Source organism: Shigella dysenteriae (assembly GCF_022354085.1).
Taxonomy (GTDB): domain Bacteria; phylum Pseudomonadota; class Gammaproteobacteria; order Enterobacterales; family Enterobacteriaceae; genus Escherichia; species Escherichia coli.
Genome location: NZ_CP055055.1, coordinates 4,761,247 through 4,783,093 on the forward strand (window position 1 = coordinate 4,761,247; position 21,847 = coordinate 4,783,093).

At 47.4% G+C, this 21,847-nt stretch carries 13 protein-coding genes; 8 read left to right on the forward strand and 5 right to left on the reverse strand.

Annotated features, from left to right (window positions below):
* Positions 1-8 precede the first annotated feature (8 nt).
* The 5 genes from HUZ68_RS22755 to eilA all read left to right on the forward strand — a co-directional run bounded on the left by HUZ68_RS22755 (position 9) and on the right by eilA (position 6,485).
* A complete protein-coding gene (locus tag HUZ68_RS22755) occupies positions 9-191 on the forward strand; it encodes a hypothetical protein (RefSeq protein WP_033815319.1) in 183 nt (60 codons plus the stop codon).
* A 55-nt stretch (positions 192-246) separates the two neighbouring features.
* Complete coding sequence (locus HUZ68_RS22760) at positions 247-2,028, forward strand: YopB/SseC family type III secretion system translocon subunit (protein ID WP_021578103.1); 1,782 nt, start codon at positions 247-249, stop codon at positions 2,026-2,028.
* A gap of 12 nt (positions 2,029-2,040) precedes the next feature.
* Positions 2,041-3,192, forward strand: coding sequence for a hypothetical protein (locus tag HUZ68_RS22765; protein WP_021578104.1), 1,152 nt, complete (start codon positions 2,041-2,043; stop codon positions 3,190-3,192).
* A gap of 43 nt (positions 3,193-3,235) precedes the next feature.
* Positions 3,236-4,585: an IpaD/SipD/SspD family type III secretion system needle tip protein gene (locus HUZ68_RS22770; RefSeq protein WP_033815320.1), complete on the forward strand. Its 1,350-nt coding sequence runs from the start codon at positions 3,236-3,238 to the stop codon at positions 4,583-4,585.
* A gap of 202 nt (positions 4,586-4,787) precedes the next feature.
* Entirely contained in the window at positions 4,788-6,485 is a 1,698-nt protein-coding gene (gene eilA / locus HUZ68_RS22775) for a HilA family transcriptional regulator EilA (protein ID WP_022646290.1), read from the forward strand.
* 51 nt (positions 6,486-6,536) lie between these two features.
* On the opposite strand, the gene iatC is transcribed toward eilA, so the two are convergent.
* Both iatC and nepI read right to left on the reverse strand, forming a co-directional pair.
* Positions 6,537-14,177, reverse strand: coding sequence for an inverse autotransporter adhesin IatC (gene iatC / locus HUZ68_RS22780; RefSeq protein ID WP_239593978.1), 7,641 nt, complete (start codon positions 14,175-14,177; stop codon positions 6,537-6,539).
* Between the two features lie 201 nt (positions 14,178-14,378).
* Positions 14,379-15,563 carry a purine ribonucleoside efflux pump NepI gene (gene nepI / locus HUZ68_RS22785; protein ID WP_001288548.1) on the reverse strand — a complete coding sequence of 395 codons (1,185 nt, stop codon included), beginning with the start codon at positions 15,561-15,563 and terminating at the stop codon, positions 14,379-14,381.
* A gap of 233 nt (positions 15,564-15,796) precedes the next feature.
* Between nepI and HUZ68_RS22790 the strand changes: the two genes are divergently transcribed.
* The gene (locus tag HUZ68_RS22790; protein ID WP_001521686.1) at positions 15,797-16,150 is read left to right on the forward strand and encodes a type II toxin-antitoxin system RelE/ParE family toxin; all 354 of its coding nucleotides are present in this window, start codon (positions 15,797-15,799) and stop codon (positions 16,148-16,150) included.
* Positions 16,134-16,457 (forward strand): helix-turn-helix domain-containing protein, encoded by a 324-nt coding sequence (locus HUZ68_RS22795; protein WP_000125642.1) that lies wholly within the window; start codon positions 16,134-16,136, stop codon positions 16,455-16,457. Before HUZ68_RS22790 ends, HUZ68_RS22795 begins: the two co-directional genes overlap by 17 nt.
* A 115-nt stretch (positions 16,458-16,572) precedes the next feature.
* Here the strand turns inward: HUZ68_RS22795 and HUZ68_RS22800 are convergent, their stop codons facing one another.
* Both HUZ68_RS22800 and adeQ read right to left on the reverse strand, forming a co-directional pair.
* Positions 16,573-17,025, reverse strand: a complete 453-nt coding sequence (locus HUZ68_RS22800; RefSeq protein WP_001295241.1) for a DUF1198 domain-containing protein — start codon at positions 17,023-17,025, stop codon at positions 16,573-16,575.
* Between the two features lie 52 nt (positions 17,026-17,077).
* A complete protein-coding gene (adeQ, locus tag HUZ68_RS22805; RefSeq protein ID WP_001362489.1) occupies positions 17,078-18,412 on the reverse strand; it encodes an adenine permease AdeQ in 1,335 nt (444 codons plus the stop codon).
* Between the two features lie 174 nt (positions 18,413-18,586).
* Between adeQ and adeD the strand changes: the two genes are divergently transcribed.
* Positions 18,587-20,353, forward strand: coding sequence for an adenine deaminase (gene adeD, locus HUZ68_RS22810; protein ID WP_033815321.1), 1,767 nt, complete (start codon positions 18,587-18,589; stop codon positions 20,351-20,353).
* A gap of 47 nt (positions 20,354-20,400) precedes the next feature.
* Here adeD and uhpT read toward each other — a convergent pair whose 3' ends face one another.
* The gene (uhpT, locus tag HUZ68_RS22815; RefSeq protein ID WP_000879194.1) at positions 20,401-21,792 is read right to left on the reverse strand and encodes a hexose-6-phosphate:phosphate antiporter; all 1,392 of its coding nucleotides are present in this window, start codon (positions 21,790-21,792) and stop codon (positions 20,401-20,403) included.
* Between the last annotated feature and the right edge of the window lie 55 nt (positions 21,793-21,847).

Consider the following 21,847-nt stretch of genomic DNA (forward strand, 5'->3'; position numbering starts at 1 on the left):
TCGGCAAAATGAACATAAACGGAAAAAACGCTTCTTTTACGCCTGAAGAGTTAACCAGGAAATATCATGAGGAAGCCCCGGTTGATTTAAAAAATAACCATGGCGATAAAATAAATGAGAAAAACAACAATAAACACATTACTTACTTTCCCGTTGATGCCATTTTAGATGGGAATAAAGATCTGCCATGAGTTAAATAAAAAAGAATTAATTACACCCGATGATAGCTTAAAAAGGAGGTGAATTATGTCGGCACCGATCACGGGACAAACGATCACGTTTGAACAAATCAGCGAAACATTGCGTACACAGTATAGCGATGCGGAAAAAAGACTGCAGGACAGCAGCAAAACGCAAGTTGATCCCATGCGGCTTAATAAAAACCCGAAATCCCTTGATAACGATATTCGCGCTCGTCTTGAAAATAAACCTATGCTTGCTCCGCCTGCAATGCAGGTTTCAGATTCAGACAACGCCACTACAGCAAAGACGAATGATGCCCGCCTGACAATGATTTTGGGTAATTTAACAGGCATTGCCGATCAGGATATTACAACACGATTGCATAATAACCTTGACAGCACCCTGCTTCGACACGAAATGGCACATAATAAGTTTCGTGAATTAAGCGACGCCTATGCATCCTCATTAGATTCTGCGCAAAAAGCTGACGATATCATGCATCAGGCCAACAATAATTACAATGCGGTCGATAAAAAGGTGCAATCGCTGGAGAAAAAAGTCAATACATTGAATCAAGAGCTGTCGCAACTGCAACCTGGCGATCCGCAATATAATAAAGTACTGACGCAAAAAAATGCGGCTGAGAAAACACTCACGCTGTCATTACAAAAAAAATCGTTAGCTGAGAAATCGTTAAATACAGCCATTATGGATGCTGATGCTGCGATCGGCCAAAGTATGGAAATTTTTGACGAAATTCAACAGCAAGAACAGATTAATAACTTTACTACCAATATTTGCCTGACCCAGGAAAACCAGAAAAACAGAAACGCGACAGCCACATTTATCCTTTTGATTACCTCAGTAATGGAAGTTATTGGTGATACCAATTGCGACTCTATTAAAAATCAATCTGAGGTAATGAAAGAGATTAACCATGTCAGGGAAAATAAACTCAATGAAACAGCGCGTAAATATACTACCACGACTAAAGTTTTAAAAATCGTTAATGAGTGTGTAACTGTAGTTACCATTGCCATGAGCGCAATCCTAATTGTTGTTGGTCTTCTTGCTGCAGTTCCTAGTGGTGGTTCAAGTATTGCGGGTGCACTGGCGCTTATTGGTGGAATAGCGGGCGCAGTGGTATTAGGTGTTGATATCACTTGTCAAATCGCTCTGGGTACCACGGCTACCGGCTGGATTTTAGGGAAAGTTGTTGAAGGTCTTTCGGCTGCTATTAAAACAGTTGATCCCACTCTGCTCGCAATCACTGCGCTTCTGGACGTTATTGGTGTCGATCAAAATACGATTGATCTGGTTAAAAATATTTACGCAAGTGCAGCCGCTTCTATTATCATGGCGACAGTAATGATCGGTGCAGCTGTAATATGTTCTGTAGCAATAGGGGCCGTTGTTTCTGCATTATCAAAAACAGCCGCCGAAGAAGTCACAAAAGAAATAACAAACACTATCAAATCAACCATTGAATCAATTATTAATTCAGTTTCAAAAAATATTATAAAGGTATTAGACAGCGTATGCAGCGTGCTACAAGCATCAGCCGTAGTGTTGAAGTTGATTGCCAAAATAAGTAATGGCCTGGAGAAAATAGGCTTACTCATCTGTGCAATAGCAACATCGACGATGAATTGTTTTGTTGCTGGAAACTCTGCCGACATGGCAATTTTACAACAGGACATGAGTAATCTATCAAAAACGCGTGAACAAATGCTTTCAGTATTGCAAAGGGTGGATAAAACCGTCGAACAAGAGGTAAGTCAGATGGTAAGAGTATTACAACACCGAACTGAAGCCTTAAAATTTGCTTCCCATTCTATCGTATAAGAGGGTTTTAACATGGCCACCTATGAAATTAAAAATGCGACCAGCATACATAATATTAACAATCTCGATAAAACAACCTTTGATAGAGATTATGGTAAAGAAAACAACATACCAAATGATAATAAAATTGTGCAATACTATAACCTTAAAGATATTAAGCATGACATAAGCTCTCAGTTTATAATATTAAAAAATACAGACAGAGAAGTCTGTCCGGAACTAAGAGTAAAACTATTGGATAATCTTAATTACTCAAGGAATACGCTAGATAATTTGAGGGGTGACCTTGACCAAGCTACAATTTCATCCAGTCAATCAAGCAGTTCTGCAGAACAGAGTTCTATTAAAATATCTAAATATAATATCCTTGATATGCTAGATAATTTGACCATGCGACAACAGGCTGTTATGGAGGAATTTTTAAGGGTATTCACATCAATGTATAAAGCCTCTGCTATGTCTGAGGCTATTATGAGCAACGTTTTTGAACAACTAGTCCAGTATCAGAAAACAGAAACCGTACACGCCACAATGGCAAGTTCGGCTGGTGTTCTTGCCGGGTCAACAGTTGGCGCAGCTGGAGCTGCAGCATCTGTTGTAGCAAATTTCAGAAGCCATCCCGAAAAGATGCAAACCCTTACACCTGATCAGAAGCACACTATCAGTGGAACTGATGATAAAACACAGCGAGGATTAAAAAGGGAAGTACAAGATCAACAAGCTTATCTCAAGCAAATAGATGAAGAAATAAAAACAACAACGAAAGATACAACTCTTAATGAAGAACAAAAAGAAGAAATTCTGAAATATTACGATAAAGAAAAAGAAACTACGGAAGAAAAGATTAGAGATAAAAACGAGCGTATTAGTATAAAACATAACAGAAAATATAATAAATATTTTACTATAGGTAAAGCAGATGTACTTTCACAGCTTGCTAATCAATCAACTCAAGCATCACTTAGAATTCTAGAAAGCACTACTCATGCAGAAAAAGACATTGTTGAGCAGGCTAAAAATGTTATGCATTCAGTTATGAGTAGCTATCTGGATCAAATTAATCGTGATGTTCAAGGAAGAGATCAGGCACTCAATTTATTACAGCAAATAATACAAACCATTATTGATACTGATAGTGCTATCGTTCAAGGCATTCGCTCATAAATAATTGCAATAATAGTTAATTATATTTAAGGAGGAATGACACATGATTAATAAAGATAATAATTTAAATATAGATATTCTACGCCAGCAGAACGCAAACATTCCTCTTAAAGAGGCATCCTCGCAAAGTGAGGAGCCTCATCAACTGGTAAACAGCAAAAGCGAGGGAAATTTGCATAACAGCGCCAGTAAGGATAATAATATTGGCGCTATGCTCAAGAAAGATGTTGAGAAACTATCAACTTTAGTCAGTGAACGTAGCCCGCGAAATGAAGTCTGGAAATGCCAGCATGACATACAACTTAACTTCGTTAAAAACATGCTCAGAAATTTCCCAACTGAGAACCTGTCAGAGAAAGGATCCGCGCTCTTACACGAAAGTTATTTGCTGATAAAAAACGTTCTGCAGCTTACAGAAAATGTTAATACTATTGACAGAAAATTAAAGGATCCCGCTAAAATATTTGCCCTGCATAACTCTGTGAGAAAAACGCTGGCTAACGTTGCTCACAACACAACCAGGACAAGTGCAATGGCAACGACCAAAGGAACCTTAACTCACACTATCGCTTCTTTAGATAGTTTTGCGCCTGAAATGAGAAGTTCAGCAACCAGCAGTACTTTAACGGCCAGTAGTTCAAGCGAATTTAAAAGTGATAAATATATATGCAGTGATATTGCTGATTTGATGAGTGTGCTCGGTAGCGACTACCTCGAAATCTATGCAAATAGCGTTGAGATAATGAGCGCATACTGGCAGGACTTCAGTGAACATATCCAAAGCAATATGGGAAAATGGACTCACTCTAATAAAAAAGGCGATGCGATAGTTTTTGATGTCAATGCATTTCAAAAGGCTTTGATGCATTTTTATTATATCGATAAATATCCTAATGGTGACTTTCATTATCACTACAATCCAGACTATGTTTTATACCCTCCGGCACCTGCTGACAAAATTGGTGTTCCACTGGAAGAAGCAGAAAAATGGTGCGCCGCTTTAGGACTTCCGGTCATTCCACCCGATCCCAAACACCGCACACCTTCTCCGATTGTCGAAGTTGAACCACAAGGTAGCGGTCTGTATGTTATTATTCCCAACCCTCAGATTATTGACAGTATGAGTCAGTCTTCAGACTCAATGGTACACAGGGATGATAAAGGGAAGGAAAAAAATATATCTAAAGAATTCACCGGCTACGAAATAAGCACGGCTGAATACCAGGCATGGCTGGCGGGCTATAACAGCCAGGCAGAAAACATGAAAACCGACGTACAGGTTATCACGACTAAATACAGTACAGCCAACTCTACCTACGATACGATTATCAAATTATTATCTTCAACCATTACTGCGTTGTTTGATTCAGCGAAAGATTATTTACGTTTCTGATTAAGTAACACCTACAATTATCGTCCACTATCTGGTCCCGTAAAATGGGACCAGCGTTTCATATTATTAAGCATCACCTTTCATTCATTTTTTCATCACAATCTTACAAAATGAGCGTTTTTTGATAGAGCAATTCTGCCAATACTTTATTTTAGACAGATCAAATTAATACTATGAATAGAGAAAATGGAAGGAGCGTTCTATGCAACTGCAACATGGAAAAAATAATACACAACAATATATATTTGGCGACTTTGTATTAAAAAACAATGGAATATTATTATTCAAAAATAAAGAATATCATATTCCCCCGAAAGAACTTGGCGTTATAATTCTATTACTTAATGCTGACGGTGAAATTGTTAGCAAAGAAGAGATTATCGATAAGGTCTGGAGCGCGAGTGTTGCTAGTGATGAATCTTTAACACGGTGTATTTATGCATTACGTAAACTTTTGCATGAGAATAAACAGTGTAAGTATATCGAAACGGTCTATGGTCGTGGATACCGTTTTACTGTCCCCATTGTGATTGTAACCGATAATGAACCGGTAAAGTCGACCACCACTCTTGCCGTTTTTCCCTTTCGTACTGAAGGTTCGATCAATGTTCTAAAACTCCATTACGAACTGGTCCAGGGCCTTTCAAAATATGCTTTTTGTGGTTTAGATATTTTACCCGCTTCGGTAACCAATGAGGCCAGTGATTTCTCCACTATCCATCAGTTTATCAATAAAACAGGTCCAGAATATTATATTATGGGTCAGGTCGTTCACTATGGTAAAAACTGGCGTTTATTTATTGAGTTAATCCATGCCAGAACGCATAAATTGATTGATCATCAAAGTATTGATTTCAACCCCGACAATCCTCTTTCCGTGCTATTATCACAAGTAATTAATATTCTTATTGAAAAAATACCCAACATTAATTTTAAATCCATTAATACACAACAAATGCCATCTCTGGATTCTGCTGTTATGTATATGAATGGCAGGATGGAAATGTACCGTTATACACCAGAAAGTTTGAAACGAGCATTAGTAATATTTAGAGATTGTGTGAGTACGCAACCGCAAAATACCTTGCCCTACTGTTGCCTGGCGGAATGCCATATATCATTAGCACTCCTTGGAATCAGTGAACAAAAACAAGCAATAACTACGGCAGTAACCTCCATTGAAAAGGCTCTGGAAATTAACCCTTCAAATTCTCAGGCATTGGGTTTACTGGGTTTAATCAGTGGGCTAAAAGATGAACATTCAGTGTCTAATGTGCTATTTAAACAAGCACATTTACTCAAACCTAATTCGCCAGACGTTTATTATTATCAGTCTCTGCTATGTTTTTTGAATGGTGACCTTGCAAGAGCATTTAATCTAATAGAAAAAAGCATTGCTCTTGAACCCAATAAAATGGGCATAAGCATTCTTAAATTAATTATACTTTATTATACATCACCACTCGATAACGCGATATCTTTTGCATTAAATCTTAACAGTCAAAACACCTGTAACAATCCAATTATTACATCTATTCTGGCTATGTTCATGGCACTGAAAGGACATAATGACAAAGCCAAAAGTTTATTGCTTAAACTTGAACCCGAACATGGTCTTGATTACACCTGCGTTAACTCGCTTTATACGAAGTTTCTGATCTATGGCGCATCTATAAAAAATGACATTATGAAGTTACTGGCAAATATTAACACTAACAAAATCAATGGTGTTATTTTGCCGTTAATTTACACTGTTTATGGTAAAAAAGAATATGAAAAGCGCTGGCAACAATTAATTAAAGAGAATGATTTGTGGTCAAATGTTTTGCTTCATGACCCCCGTTTGCTCAGTGTGAAAAATGAATTTAATACTATTGGTGTGATGCGTACTTCTGCGTAAGAACTAATATAAATTGCCCTGCTGATGCAGGGCAATTTAGTGATTACTTCGTTAATAATACTCTACACACAAGCCAGAAGACTTTCCTGTCCCAAGCTCTGATATACCAGTTTCAGGATTAAATTTCTCGTGTACCCCTAAGAGCTGAGTGGTTGTCCAATAATCCGTACCGCTAAAAGCGTTCCCATAAGTTTTCAAATTACCATATTCGCCCCACAACGTACCTACTTTTCGCGGTACTACCCCACCGCTTGGCCGCTGCGCTAATTCTAAAGATGACGGCATTTGACCATAGCTGCATGAAGCATTTATGATATCCCAGGTATTACTACTGGCAGCACCTAAACTAGTAAACCATTTTTTAATCTTGAATTTAAATACAACATCATTCCCTTTACCATTCTTGGGTTTCCCGGTAATAGTAACTTCACTTCTTATTAGCAGAGATAATGTTACTTCTCCATTACTGTCAACATTAATTCCATAAATCCCAGCCGTCCAATTATAATCCGTATTTCTCATATTATGGGTTAGTAACAGCGTGAATTTTGCACCATCAAACCCTGTTTCTGGAAAACCATCTGTCGCCCTGAATCTTACACCATTAACACTCAGCGACTCGACTTCGACAAAAGGTAGGATGGTATAAGACGGTTGCCCGTTTACATACCAACCATTAATATGTAGATATGAGTTTAAGTTTTCTCCTTCTTTGTAGGCCCTATAGGTACGCTCATATCTGCCTTCACCCACTGACACCCATTTAGTCCCCTCTTTCTTTTCCACATTTTGTAAGTACACTGCATCATCTGTCAGCAAATCCAGACCGTCATTCACAGGATTACCAAATTCATCAGCTAATAAAACACTGACAGGTATATCCGCCCCAGCTACCACTAAAACTTCGTGTATACGAAGCTGTGAACGAAACATACTTACTTCACCTCTGTTAATAGTGTAGTTTTTTGAATAATTGGCATCGCTCCAACCAGCCATCTTCAGTTGCGCATTCAAGTTCGCTTCCGCAAAATGCGCCATATACTGTCTTTGATATTTACCATCGCCGTTGTAAACCCAATTATTGCCTTGAATAGAATCAGCGTTCCTGACTTGTACGTTTTCCTCATTAAGCTGCGCGACACCATCAGTAATAAAGTTACCCTGGGCATCTTTAAGAACAACGGTCACCGTTATGCTATCCCCAGCGATATATTTCGTTTTGTCCGTGACAATCGTGGATTGAGTTTGTGCCGCCGCACCTGGTTGTATTCCGTATAATGAGGACTTAATCTCCATTGCCCATGTTTTTAATTTCAGACTGGCAACCAGATTTTCCTCGGCAACCCATGCTGTCCAGACAATGGTATATTCACCACTATTCTGCTCGACCCAATACAGAGAATCGGGAGTTGCGCCGCCTACCGCGAAATTATCGATATATGACTCGATGACTTCTGATGTCAGCCCTAAAGCAGGATTACCAAACTCATCCCGCAACGTTACCGTGACGGTTAATGGATCCCCGGCGATATATGCCGATTTATCTGTCCTGATAGCAGAATTTGCCTGCACCGGAGCACCACTGTGGATGGAATAACTCTCTGATTGTTTACTGCCGCCCCACTCAGGCAACGTCAGCGTCGCGTGGTGAGAGTCTCCCGCCATTTGCGCCGACCATGTAGCAGTATAAACACCGGCAGTTTCAGACCATCCTCCTGAACGTACGGCTCCTTCTACTGTTACGTTATCACCAGACAGTAAGGACTCGCCCCCTTCAACCAGGTTACCGTGCGCGTCTTTCAGCGTCACGGCGACGGTTATAGTCTCGCCAGCGATGTATGCGTTTTTATCTGTGGCGATAGTTGATGTGGCTTGCGCCGGAGAACCGGACTGTATGTCATAGCGATCTGACGTTACACCATCACTCCACGTCTGCAGTTGCAGGTTAGCGTGCTGATCGGTACCGGCAATCGTCGCCATTCGGGTTGTGGTATACACGCCACCTGATTCAACCCAGCTTCCCGTTTCTGACGGGTCGGTGCCATCCACCGTCAGCACACTATTAGCGGCTAACTGTGAAGCTGCACCGGTTACCAGATTATCGAACGCATCCCGGAGCGTTACCGTGATGGTGATGGTCTCTCCAACCGTGTAGTTAGACTTATTTGTTTCAACGGTTGAAGTGAGCTGCGATGCGTCACCCGGTACAAAGGTGACGTTCTGGCTCAGGCTATGATTGTTGATGGTTGCTGTGACTGCGCTAACTCCCGCCGTCTGACTGGTGACACTGAACTCCACCGTACCGTCCGACTGCGTGGTGACCGTCGGAGTGACCGTTGCGCTGTTGCCTGCCGTCACGCTGACCGTCTGTCCGCCAAGCGCATTGCCGAACGCATCGGTGACCTTCACCTGCAGCGTGTTCGCCATTGCGCCGTCTGCCACTGAGCCGTCCTTAATGACCACCAGATCCGCGATCTTCGCCGTCCTGACATCGGCAACAAACGTCACGTTCCGGCTCGCGTTGCTGCTGTTGATACTGGCGGTGACCGCACTGGCTCCCGCCGTCTGGCTGGTGACAGGGATCTCCACCGTACCGTCCGGCTCTGTAATCACCGTCGGGGCAACCGTTGCACCGTTGCCTGCCATCATGCTGACCGTCTGCCCGGCAAGCACATTGCCGTTAGCATCGGTAACCTTTACCTGCAGCATGTTCGCCATTGCGCCGTCAGCCACTGAGCCGTCCTTAATGACCACCAGGTCCGCGATCTGCGCCGTTCTGACATCGGCGATAAACGTCACATCCCGGCTCTGGCTGCTGCTGTTAATGCTGGCAGTGACCGCAGTGGTGCCTGCCGTCTGGCTGGTGACACTAATTTCCACCATACCGTCCGGCTCTGTAATCACCGTCGGGGCAACCGTTGCGCCGTTGCCTGCTGTCACACTGACCGTCTGCCCGGCAAGCGCATTGCCGAACGCATCGGTCACCCTCGCCCGCAGCGTGTTCGCCGTCGCACCGTCTGCCTCTGAACCATCCTTAATAACCACCAGCTCCGCGATCTGCGCCGTCCTGATATCGGCGATAAACATCACGTTCTGGCTCAGGGTGCTGTTGTTGATGCTGGCAGTGACTGCACTGATCCCCGCCGTCTGACTGGTGACTGAGATCTCCACCGTACCGTCCGGCTCTGTGATGACCGTCGGGGCAGTCGTTGCGCCGTTGTCCGCCAACACGCTGACCGTCTGCCCGGCAAGCGCATTGCCGAACGCATCGGTCACCCTCGCCCGCAGCGTGTTCTCCGTCGAACCGTCCGCCTCTGAACCATCCTTAATGACCACCAGATCCGCGATCTGCGCCGTCCTGACATCCGCAATAAACGTCACGTTCCGGCTCAGGCTGCTGCTGTTGATGCTGGCAGTGACAGTACTGGCTCCCGCCGTCTGGCTGGTGACACTGATCTCCACCATACCGTCCGGCTCTGTAATCACCGTCGGGGCAACCGTTGCGCCGTTGCCTGCTGTCACACTGACCGTCTGCCCGGCAAGCGTATTACCGAATGCATCGGTGACCTTCACCTGCAGCGTGTTCGCCGTCGCGCCGTCTGCCACTGAGTTGTCCTTAATGACCACCAGCTCCGCGATCTGCGCCGTCCTGACATCCGCAATAAACGTCACATCCCGGCTCAGGCTGCTGCTGTTGATGCTGGCAGTGACTGTACTGATCCCCGCCGTCTGGCTGGTGACACTGATTTCCACCGTCCCGTCCGGCTCTGTAATCACCGTCGGGGCAACCGTTGCGCTGTTGCCTGCAGTCACGCTGACCGTCTGCCCGGCAAGCGCATTTCCGAATGCATCGGTTACCCTCGCACGCAGCGTGTTCGCCGTCGCACCGTCCGCCTCTGAACCATCCTTAATGACCTCCAGATCAGCGATCTTCGCCGTCCTGACATCGGCAACAAACGTCACGTTCCGGCTCAGGCTGCTGTTGTTGATACTGGCGGTGACCGCACTGACTCCCGCCGTCTGGCTGGTAACAGAGATCTCCACCGTCCCGTCCGGCTCGGTGATAACCGTCGGAGCGACCGTTGCGCTGTTGTCCGCCAACACGCTGACCGTCTGCCCGTCCAGCGCATTACCGAACGCATCCGTCACCCTCACCCGCAGCGTGTTCGCCGTCGAACCGTCTGCCACTGAGCCATCCTTAATGACCACCAGATCAGCGATCTGCGCCGTGCTGACATCAGCAACAAAGTTCACCGTTTTACTATCGCTGCTTTGATTGACCTTAGCCTCAACAGTGCTGGCATCCGCTACGGTACTGCTCAGATCAACCTCTGCCATACCATGCGCATCCGTCCTGATATCTGCGCTCTGCCCTGCATTGGCAAATACAGCCGCCCCCTTCGTCACCGTAAAGGTGACGGTCTGCTCCGGCAGCACATTGCCAAACTGATCTTCCACCCGGACATTCACCGTATGTCGATCGCTGCCATTCGCCAGCACATCCGGGTTACCCGTTGTCACTTGCATCGCGACAATTTGTGCGCTGGCGGCATCGCCACTAATACTGTAATCATTTGAAGTCAGAGCGCTCGCCCAGTCGGACATCTGTAGCTGTGCTTTTAAACCGGTGCCAGGGAGTAAGGCGGTATACGTTGCGGTATAAATTCCTTTTTGATCTTCATTCCAGGCGATGCTTTCCGCTTTTGTATTTGGCAGCTGGATAGCCAGGTTGATAGCGTCTCGTTGCCCCCCGACCAGGTTTTCATAGCTATCCTTGAGTGTTACCGTAACTTTTATCACGCCGCCCGCGGTGTAGGTCGTTTTGTCGGTAACGATGGAGGAATAAGCCAGCACAGCTCCGCTTTCGCGGATGGCATACGCATCGGATTGCTGCGCGCTACTCCATGTCGATAGTTTCAGCGTGGCGTAATGGCGATCGCCAGCAATCTTCGCGGTTCGGGTGGTGGTATAAACGCCGTCAGACTCTTCGCTCCAGTTACCCGTTTCATTTTTATCTGTACCGCTCACCTCGACCACACCGCTACCCGCGAGCAGCGAAGCCATCCCTTTCACCAGGTTTTTCTGCTCATCCATAAGGGTGACGGACACTTTTATCTTGCCACCCGCAGTGTATGACACATCGTCCGTCTTGATGGTGGAGGTCAGCTGCGAGATATCGCCAGTGATAAAGCTCACTTCCACAGACTGACTACTGCCATTGATCTCGGCCTTGATAAGACTGTTTACCGCCTGGTCACTGGCAAGGTTAACGCTGGCTATCCCGTCTTTATCTGTCGTCACAATACCGCCATTCGGATCGGCAAAAACCGCCGCACCATTCACGACCGTGAAGGTAACATTTTGTCCCTGCAGTAAATTTTGATGCACATCCCTGACCGTCACAGCGACGGTATTGTGATCGCGTCTGGCAACTGCGTTATTCGCGGTGATCTGCATCGCAGCGATTTTGGCGGTATCTTTATCACCCGCAATACTGAACGCATCCGAATGTTTGGTTTGCCAGCCGGGCATCGTCAGCTGGGCCGTTAATTTGTCGCCAATGAGATGGGCCGTATAGCTTGCTTTGTAAATTCCCTCACTTTCTTCCGTCCAGGCACTAACGGCATCAGCCTTCGTGTTGTCTACTTTAACGGTTTGTTTGAGAAGTTCTTTTCGTCCGGTAACCCCGTTGCCGTTATCATCTCTCAGGGTCACTTTAACGACTATCGGCTTACCCGCGACGTAATTATCCTGGTCTGTCTCAATCGTGGAGTCAGCGCGGGATGCCGTATTCGCCACGATAGCAATCAGCGCTGGCGTCTTAGCGATATCGTCGCCGTTAAATTGCGGCATCAGCGATAACGCGCCAGACGTCTTCCCGGCGGTAACTATTTGGGTATAGGTTCCGTTACCGTTGTCTTTCCATTCGCTTAAGGCGAAATCCTGCAAACCTTTCACCTGTGTTTTTAACGTCATACCTGGGATTGGCTTGCCGCTGGAATCTCGCGCGGTATAGGTCAGCATTGAGGTTGATTTTCCATCAGCAAGCAGGATTTGCAGATCGACAGAAAGCGTTGAATCGGCGAGGCTTAATGTGGGTTTTTCCACGACCACCATACTTTCTTCACGCCGGGAGAAATTTCCTTTCGAATCTTCCGCTGTAACCGCTATCGGGTAAGTGTTGTCGGTTTCAGGCATTGCCGTGAATCGGTAGGGAGGAATAGTGACCTGAATATCCTTGCCGGAAACAGCTACTTTTCCGCCCGCTGATTGCAGGGAGGCGGCTTCAATGTCATAACCTTTCAGCGCATATTTGGTTTGTAAGGAAGAAACCAGCGATTTAACCTCACCCGGCTTGCCTTTCAACGGATCGGTCAGCGTCAGCCGCACCAGCTCTTTCTTGCGATATTCGAGGACGATATTGTTATTACGATCGACCAGGTCATAGCGACTACCCACAAGGCTGCGCCGAGCTGCAACTTCAGCTGGATCGAGCTGTTTTTGCAGTGAATGACCAGGTTGCAACGTCAACTCCATACCAATTCGGGTGTCGTTTTCTCCCTGTTTGCCCTGCCGTTGCTCGGCACTAAAGGAGATTAAGGGAACGGGGGTGTAACTCAAACCTGCGGTAATCGCGTGAGGATCATTTTGTCGCTCGTCTTTACCAAACAGCGCCACTTCATCGCCATAATATTGTTCATAGACCAGCTTGCCGCCCAGCTGCGGCCAGGCCGGTAACCAGCCTTCGGCGCGAAGATCCCAACCGTTCGCTGGACGTGCTTCATAGTCATGGTCGAGTTCCGGTGCACTACGCCAGTTACTCAGGCGCAGATAACCGTTGCCGCTCAGTTTCAGGTAATCGCGCCAGTATTCAACGCCTATCCCGGTTCGGGTGTGATAGCGGGTCAGGTCATGATCGATAAACATATTGACGCCAGACATCCAGCTCGGGGTGAAATAACGCCAGCCGATACCGTGGTTGGTTTGAGTGCGATCATCCGTACGGTGAAGTGTGTGCTGGCTGAAGACCAGGTTATCCGGCGTTTCGTACCAGGGATGGAGAAATTCGAATGAAGAGCTTTTAAGGCTGAAATCTTCATCCACACCAAGAGATACCCGGGCAGTTCCCCAACGACTGAGCCAGTCCGTTGCCTGCGCAGATGCAGAAGAAGCCACCCAGCCACGCGCCATACTCGCCGCCTGTTCGCTGTCCATATCGCGAGCTAAAAGTGTTCCGCTTTGCTGCGCCACTTCCGCGACCTGCATTTGCGGATCTTTGCCGTCGCGCTCCATCTGCATTGCTTTCAGGTTGCGCGCTTCAGGGCTATTACTGTTAATGAGGGGCACATCTATTTCATCGCCCTGACGCACATTGTCAAAGCCCCGCGCAAAGGTACGAAACTGATTCAGGCGACGTAATTCATCAACGGTGATACCAAAGCGTGCCGCGACCGTTGGTGGCGTTTCCAATGCCCCCAGGGTGTATGGAATAGTTTTAACGTTCGGCAGGATCAGGGACGTGGCAGTATCCGAATGCGCATGATTAATATGCGTAGGGGCAGCGGCCATAACAGGGAATATAGTTTGTGTAATCAGGCAAATACCGGCGGTCAGACGACGTAAACGATCCCCCAATCCACATATGGTGTTATCGCCCCGACGCTCGCCATTCCCATGCGCTTTCCCTGCCATTTGTCATCCCTGTCGCTATGCGTTCAGATTAAATGACCTTTCTTTAACATGAGGGAAAATGATGATTCATGATTAGCAAATGATGAATACAGGCGGAATAATGGAAATAACAACAAGATAAGAACAATACCTGATCAAGCGTTATCAGGGGGCAGAACAGGAGAGCTTTCCCGCCAGAGAAATAACCCTCCTGTAAATACGTTACTTCATTTTCACCTTTGCGGTGACCAATAACGCCGTCAGCAACATCAATGTGCCGGACAACATCAACGGCGAAGTCAGACCAATATTATCCAGCGCATAACCGCCGATTGCCGCGCCACAGGTATTAGCAAGCTGAATAACCGCCACCTGAATAGACCCGGCTTTTTCTGCCTGATCGGCCAGTGAGCGGGTGATCCACGTTGACCAGCCGACAGGAACCAATGCAAAAGTTAGCCCCCAGATAATCGCCACGCCGGTAGCAACGATTTTATCGCTTCCCCACAACGTCAGCACCAACGCACTCACAGCCAGTATTAACGGCGCGCCTGCTAAGGCCAGTTTTACCGAACGTTTAAGAATGAACGACGAAAGCGACGTACCAATAAAGCTGGCGATACCAAAACTCAACAGCACCAGAGTTAAGCCATCCACGCCGAATCCCGCCAGGTTCATATACACCGGGCGAATATACGTGAAGAAAGCAAACTGCCCGGCGAAAGACATGAAGATGGCGATCATCCCTGCCATCACACCCGGACGTTGTAATAAGCGGAAAGTATTTTGTTTCTGATGCGAGGGTTCGCCTGGCAGCGAAGGCAATGATTTGATAATCCAGAAAATACACAGCACGCCCATCACCGCCGCCGCATTAAAGACATTGCGCCAACCGATAAGCTCGCCTAAAAAACTGCCCAACGGTGCGGCAATCACCAGCGCAATAGAAACCGCGCCGAAGATCACCGACAGCGCCTTCGGCACCGTACGCGGCGGTACCAGACGCATGGTCAGCGACGCCGACATCGCCCAGAACCCGCCCAGCGCCAGCCCCAGACAGGCACGACCAATTAAAAGCAAACTGAATGAGTTAGCAAAGGAAACCAGCAAACAGGAGAGCGTCAGCAAAACGGCAAATAAAATAACAACGTAGCGGCGGTCAGTGGCCTGAATTGTCTGGGTAATAAACAAACTGGCAAACATTGCCACAAAGGCGGTCACGGTCACCGATTGCCCGGCAACCCCTTCCGAAATGCCTAAATCCTGGGCCATTGGCGTCAACAAACTGACGGGCAAAAACTCAACGATAATCAGACAGGCGACACAAAACGCCACCGAGAAAACGGCTGACCAGTTCGGTCGGGTGATGGCATCCGCGCCGCGGTTTTCGGCAATAAATTCACTCATGGTGTTACCCGTGGCATGTTTCAGGGGAAAAGCCGACCACTTTAACATTGAAATGTGTGACGCATTTAACGTTTTTGCAACTTTTACGGTGTTGTGGGAAAAGTTCGAGGCTGCTCGAAGAAACAAAAATCATAGGGCAAGCTGATATGCATTTTCGCGATTGGGTTGGGAATAAGGGATAAAGTATTGCACTTGGTGATATACTTTAATAACAGGACCTCAACGATATGCGCGTGTTTAAAACCAAATGGTTTGCAAGGGAAGCCAGGTCTCATGCAATAACAGATGAAGAGTTGTGCCGGGCCATTTTAGAAACGGAGCAAGGTAAAGCTGATGCACTTGGTGGTGGCGTTTTTAAAAAGCGCCTTCACCAAAATCGTGAGCGTGCAATTATTCTGGCAAAAGGGGGAAGCAATTGGTTTTACACGTTTTTATATGCAAAACAGGATATGTCGAACATCAATAGTCAGGAACTGGCTGGGTTTCGTGAACTTGCAAAGCATTATGCCTTCCTGACGAAAGCCCAGCTAACAGCAATGATTAACACTAAAGAACTGACAGAGATCTGCTATGACTGCAAAAACTAAATTTAAAAGTCCTGCATTTGAGGCTATTCACAGCGCAGCGGCTGGATTGTCCAGCGTCGATGCTATTTCTGCCGAAACAATGCGTACTTTTGACAAAGCCTGCCTGACCAGCGTGCAAGACTTACAACCTGTTGAGATAAAAGCACTGCGGGAAAAATTAAAAGTGAGTCAGCCCGTCTTCGCTCACTATCTCAATACCAGCGTTTCAACTGTACAAAAATGGGAAAGTGGCGCTAAACGCCCCAATGGCATTTCATTAAAACTGCTCAGCATTGTGCAAAAACACGGGCTGGATGTGCTGCTGTAAATAGAACGTAGATAATGCGTTCACCTACTGTCAGTTCCGATACCGGACGCGGCGTGAACGCCTTATCCACTCGACAGGTCAGGCACGGTCTGTAGGCTGATAAGACGAAGCGGTTTTAATGCAGCCAGTGAACGCCCTCGGCAGGCTGAAAGAATGCGTTATAGCGCATCTGAAAAGCATTAATATCCTGCATTTCAGGTTCAGTTTCGCGCAGAAAACCCAGCGCCAGCCTGACCTGAGCATCGGTAATCGGCGCGGCAAGGCGGGCTTTTTGTAAAATCCGATGCCATTGCAGCAGGTTCTGTTCGCTACCATCGACAATGACAATTTGCCAGATGAGCAACACCTGCGCGGCGTTTTGCAGGTGCGACTCATCCGGACGATGCAAATAACGTAAAAATTCGTCACCAGCTGACTTTCCCATTTGATCGACCATCGACTCCACGGGTACGACATCGATATTCAGCCGATCGCTGAGACGGCGAATCGCTTTTCTGGCCCCGGATGTCAGCACCCGAAAACCAACCACAAACACTACCGCCAGCGTGGCGAGCATTATCCAGATCATGAGTTCTCCTGCGTAATCAGAACTCATGATATCTGGAAACCCTCGCCAGTTACTAATCCACCAGAATAATCTTCAGTGCAAACAGAGCTGCGACCACCACCACACACAGGTTCAGATCGCGCCAGCGCCCGGTGCATACTTTCATGATGCAGTACGACATAAAGCCGAGTGCAATCCCTTCGGTGATCGAGAAAGTAAAGGGCATCATCACCGTGGTAATAAATGCGGGCACTGATTCGGTAAAATCATCCCAGTTAACGCGCGCCAGGCTCGAAGTCATCAGCACGCCAACAAAGATTAACGCTCCGGCGGTTGCGTAAGGAGGAACCATCGCCACCAGCGGTGAGAAGAACATAACTAACAGGAACATAACGCCGACCACGACAGCCGTTAGCCCCGTGCGACCACCGACTGCCACACCAGAAGTACTTTCAATATAGGCAGTAACAGACGAGGTACCGATAAACGCGCCCGCCACCGAACTGACGCTATCAACATACAGCGCCTTATTCATATTGGGGAATTTACCGTTACTATCTATTAAGCCAGCTTTATCAGTTACACCAATTAATGTTCCTGATGAATCAAATAGGTTGATCAGCATAAAGGAGAAAATGATACCGGCGAGTTCAAGTGTTAACGCGCCGCTCAAATCTACTTCACCAATGACGCCGCTAATATCAGGCGGAATGGAATAGACGCCGCTAAAATGAACATCACCGAAAAATAATCCACAGCAAGACGTCACCACAATAGAAACCAGCACCGCGGCATGAAAATGACGTGATGACAACACGGTTATAATAAAAAACCCTAAAATACCTAACAACACACCGTGAGAACTTAAATCGCCAATCATCACCAGGGTGTCTTTATTGGCGACAATAACGCCAGTATTTTTTAATCCCATTAAGGCGATAAATAATCCAATTCCACTGGTGATACCAATACGTAAACTTAATGGAATGTTGGAGATCATCCAGTACCGGATACGAAACAGCGTGAGCAAAAATAGCCCAATTGCACCCCAGAATATCGCGCCCATCCCGGTTTGCCAGGAGATCCCCATAGCCCCCACGACCACGAAGGCAAAGAAGGCGTTCAGCCCCATTGCCGGAGCCAGCGCCACGGGTAAGTTAGCAAATATCCCCATCGCAATACTGCCGATACCGGCAATCAAACAGGTGGTAACAAACACCACTTTCGGGTCCATTTGTGCCGCGCCGAGGATTTGCGGGTTCACAAAAACGATGTACACCATGGTTAAAAAAGTGGTCATCCCCGCAATCAATTCTGTGCGGACGGTGGTCCCATGCTGAGGTAGTTTAAATAATCGCGAAAGCGTCCCTGATTCATTACTCACGTAATCGGTATTGTCATTATTCATTTTTTTGTCCATTGGAGGAGATTTAATCCCTTGCTTTTGTAAAACAAATGACAACAACGGTTCAGTGATAATTATCACATTTCAATTGCACATTAATGGATATTCTTTAATAATCTCGCGACGTTTCTTTATGATAAATAATAATCAAATTGATAAAATCAAAATGAGAAAAATATGAATAATTCTATTAACCATAAATTTCATCACATTAGCCGGGCTGAATACCAGGAATTGTTAGCCGTTTCCCGTGGCGACGCTGTTGCCGATTATATTATTGATAATGTCTCTATTCTCGACCTGATCAATGGCGGAGAAATTTCCGGCCCAATTGTGATTAAAGGACGTTACATTGCCGGTGTTGGCGCAGAATACACTGATGCTCCGGCTTTGCAGCGGATTGATGCCCGCGGCGCAACGGCAGTGCCAGGGTTTATTGATGCTCACCTGCATATTGAATCCAGCATGATGACGCCGGTCACCTTTGAAACCGCTACCCTGCCGCGCGGCCTGACGACCGTTATTTGCGACCCTCATGAAATCGTCAACGTGATGGGCGAAGCCGGATTCGCCTGGTTTGCCCGCTGTGCCAAACAGGCAAGGCAAAACCAGTACTTACAGGTCAGCTCTTGCGTGCCCGCTCTGGAAGGCTGCGATGTTAACGGTGCCAGTTTTACCCTTGAACAGATGCTCGCCTGGCGGGACCATCCGCAGGTTACCGGCCTTGCAGAAATGATGGACTACCCTGGCGTAATTAGCGGGCAGAATGCGCTGCTCGATAAACTGGATGCATTTCGCCACCTGACGCTGGACGGTCACTGCCCGGGTTTGGGTGGTAAAGAACTCAACGCCTATATTGCCGCGGGTATTGAAAACTGCCACGAAAGTTATCAGCTGGAAGAAGGACGCCGAAAATTACAACTCGGCATGTCGTTGATGATCCGCGAAGGGTCCGCTGCCCGCAATCTCAACGCACTGGCACCGTTGATCAACGAATTTAACAGCCCGCAATGCATGCTCTGTACCGATGACCGTAACCCGTGGGAAATCGCTCATGAAGGGCATATCGATGCCTTAATTCGCCGCCTGATCGAACAACACAATGTGCCGCTGCATGTGGCATATCGCGTCGCCAGCTGGTCGACGGCGCGCCACTTTGGTCTGAATCACCTGGGCTTACTGGCACCCGGTAAGCAGGCTGATATCGTCCTGTTGAGCGATGCGCGTAAGGTCACGGTGCAGCAGGTACTGGTGAAAGGCGAACCGATTGATGCGCAAACCTTACAGGCGGAAGAGTCGGCGAGACTGGCACAATCCGCTCCGCCGTATGGCAATACCATTGCCCGCCAGCCAGTTTCCGCCAGCGACTTTGCCCTGCAATTCATGCCCGGAAAACGCTATCGGGTCATTGACGTCATCCATAACGAATTGATTACGCACTCCCGCTCCAGCGTCTACAGCGAAAATGGTTTTGATCGCGATGATGTGTGCTTTATTGCCGTACTTGAGCGTTACGGGCAACGACTGGCTCCGGCTTGTGGTTTGCTCGGCGGCTTTGGCCTGAATGAAGGTGCGCTGGCTGCGACGGTCAGTCATGACAGCCATAATATTGTGGTGATCGGTCGCAGTGCCGAAGAGATGGCGCTGGCGGTCAATCAGGTGATTCAGGATGGCGGCGGGTTGTGCGTGGTACGTAACGGCCAGGTACAAAGTCATCTACCGTTGCCCATTGCCGGGCTGATGAGCACCGACACGGCGCAGTCGCTGGCGGAACAAATTGACGCCTTGAAAGCCGCCGCCCGTGAATGCGGTCCGTTACCCGATGAGCCGTTTATTCAGATGGCGTTTCTTTCTCTGCCAGTGATCCCCGCGCTGAAACTAACCAGTCAGGGGCTATTTGATGGCGAGAAATTTGCCTTCACTACGCTGGAAGTCACGGAATAATAAAAAAAAAGCCCGGCGTCATGCCGGGCAAAAGTCACCAGTTACGTTTATGCCACTGTCAACTGCTGAATTTTTTTCTCGCGGCGGATTTTGCGTTCTTCCATCACCGCCACTATCGCCATCAGGCAGATACAACCAATCGCGGCGATATCCAGCGCGGCGAAGGTGCCTGCCCAGCCGGTAAGGCCGAATACCGGCGTCCCATCGGCAATCATTCCCAGACCTAACTTGGCAAAGCTGTCGCCAATCAGGTAAGCAAAGGTGCCTTTAATACCATCGGCAGCACCAATCGCTTTTTTAGGTACAAAACCAACAGCAGCCACACCAATCAACAATTGCGGGCCAAAGACCAGGAAACCCAACGCAAAGAGAGAAGCCAGATAGATATATTCGTTGCTGGCATGTTGATACACACCGAGCGTGGCGATAATCAGCGCCAGCGCGATGCAGGCCACCAGGCCACGGCGACCGTTCGCCAGGTCAGAGAGCCAGCCCCACAGCAGCGTACCGACCAGCGCACCAGCTTCAAACAGCGTAAAGCCCTGAATCGCCACCGCTTTAGAGAGTTTCAGTTCCTGGAACGCGTATACGGTTGACCACTGGTCGATACCAATACGTACCACATAGAGGAAAATGTTGGCGAAGCACAGCAGCCAGATCACTTTGTTTTTCAGCACATACTCAACAAAGATCTGCCACTTTGTCATATCGGTAGATTCTGTCTCTTTATCCTCTTCGCTGATCTCCTCGCCGAACAGTTCTTCAGCTTTGCCGAGGCCATAAGATTCCGGGGAGTCGCTGCCGTAACGCAGGCCGATAAAACCGACAATCAGCGCGATAATCGACGGGAAGATAAACATGCCGATGACATGGCCATCGAACAGGTAATTTGCGCCGAACAGCGCCACACCTGCTGCGCCTGCACCGCCAAGGTTGTGAGATATGTTCCAGAAACCGAGGAAGGTCCCGCGCTTACGACGCGGCGTCCATTTGGTGATGGTGGAGTAACTGCACGAACCGCCGGTGCTCTGGAAAAAGCCGCTTAAGGCGTAGAAGGCAATCATCAGAAACAGGCTAACCGAGCCGCTGCCCATACTGGCACTGAAGCCCAGCATACAAATGGCAGACAGGATAAGCATGAACGGCAGGAATTGTTTGGTGTTTTTGCCGTCGGCGTAGTAGGAAACCAGCGTTTTACCCACGCCATAAGTGATGGAGAAACCCAGGCCGATCATCCCCAACTGCGTCATGCTCAACCCGTAGGTCGAGATCATGTCGTTCTGCGCGATGTTAAAGTTCTTGCGAATCAGGTACATCGTCAGGTAGCCGATAAAGACCACCAGGTAGGATTGCATGAACGGTTTGAACCACATTTTGCGCCGCACTTCGAGCGGAAGGTCCAGGGTCGGCTTGCGAACCTGGTTTAAGAAAGCCAGCATGGGTTACTCCTGAAATGAATACCTGCGTGAGGCATGCATTGTAAAAATCAGCAGC

Bases quoted from the DNA above. Each gene is read 5' to 3' on its own strand.
- iatC (WP_239593978.1), bottom strand. From the start codon at position 14,177: ATGGCAGGGAAAGCGCATGGGAATGGCGAGCGTCGGGGCGATAACACC.
- adeQ (WP_001362489.1), bottom strand. From the start codon at position 18,412: ATGAATAATGACAATACCGATTACGTGAGTAATGAATCAGGGACGCTT.
- adeD (WP_033815321.1), top strand. From the start codon at position 18,587: ATGAATAATTCTATTAACCATAAATTTCATCACATTAGCCGGGCTGAA.
- HUZ68_RS22770 (WP_033815320.1), top strand. From the start codon at position 3,236: ATGATTAATAAAGATAATAATTTAAATATAGATATTCTACGCCAGCAG.
- HUZ68_RS22795 (WP_000125642.1), top strand. From the start codon at position 16,134: ATGACTGCAAAAACTAAATTTAAAAGTCCTGCATTTGAGGCTATTCAC.
- HUZ68_RS22760 (WP_021578103.1), top strand. From the start codon at position 247: ATGTCGGCACCGATCACGGGACAAACGATCACGTTTGAACAAATCAGC.
- HUZ68_RS22755 (WP_033815319.1), top strand. From the start codon at position 9: ATGAACATAAACGGAAAAAACGCTTCTTTTACGCCTGAAGAGTTAACC.
- HUZ68_RS22800 (WP_001295241.1), bottom strand. From the start codon at position 17,025: ATGATCTGGATAATGCTCGCCACGCTGGCGGTAGTGTTTGTGGTTGGT.
- HUZ68_RS22765 (WP_021578104.1), top strand. From the start codon at position 2,041: ATGGCCACCTATGAAATTAAAAATGCGACCAGCATACATAATATTAAC.
- uhpT (WP_000879194.1), bottom strand. From the start codon at position 21,792: ATGCTGGCTTTCTTAAACCAGGTTCGCAAGCCGACCCTGGACCTTCCG.
- nepI (WP_001288548.1), bottom strand. From the start codon at position 15,563: ATGAGTGAATTTATTGCCGAAAACCGCGGCGCGGATGCCATCACCCGA.
- eilA (WP_022646290.1), top strand. From the start codon at position 4,788: ATGCAACTGCAACATGGAAAAAATAATACACAACAATATATATTTGGC.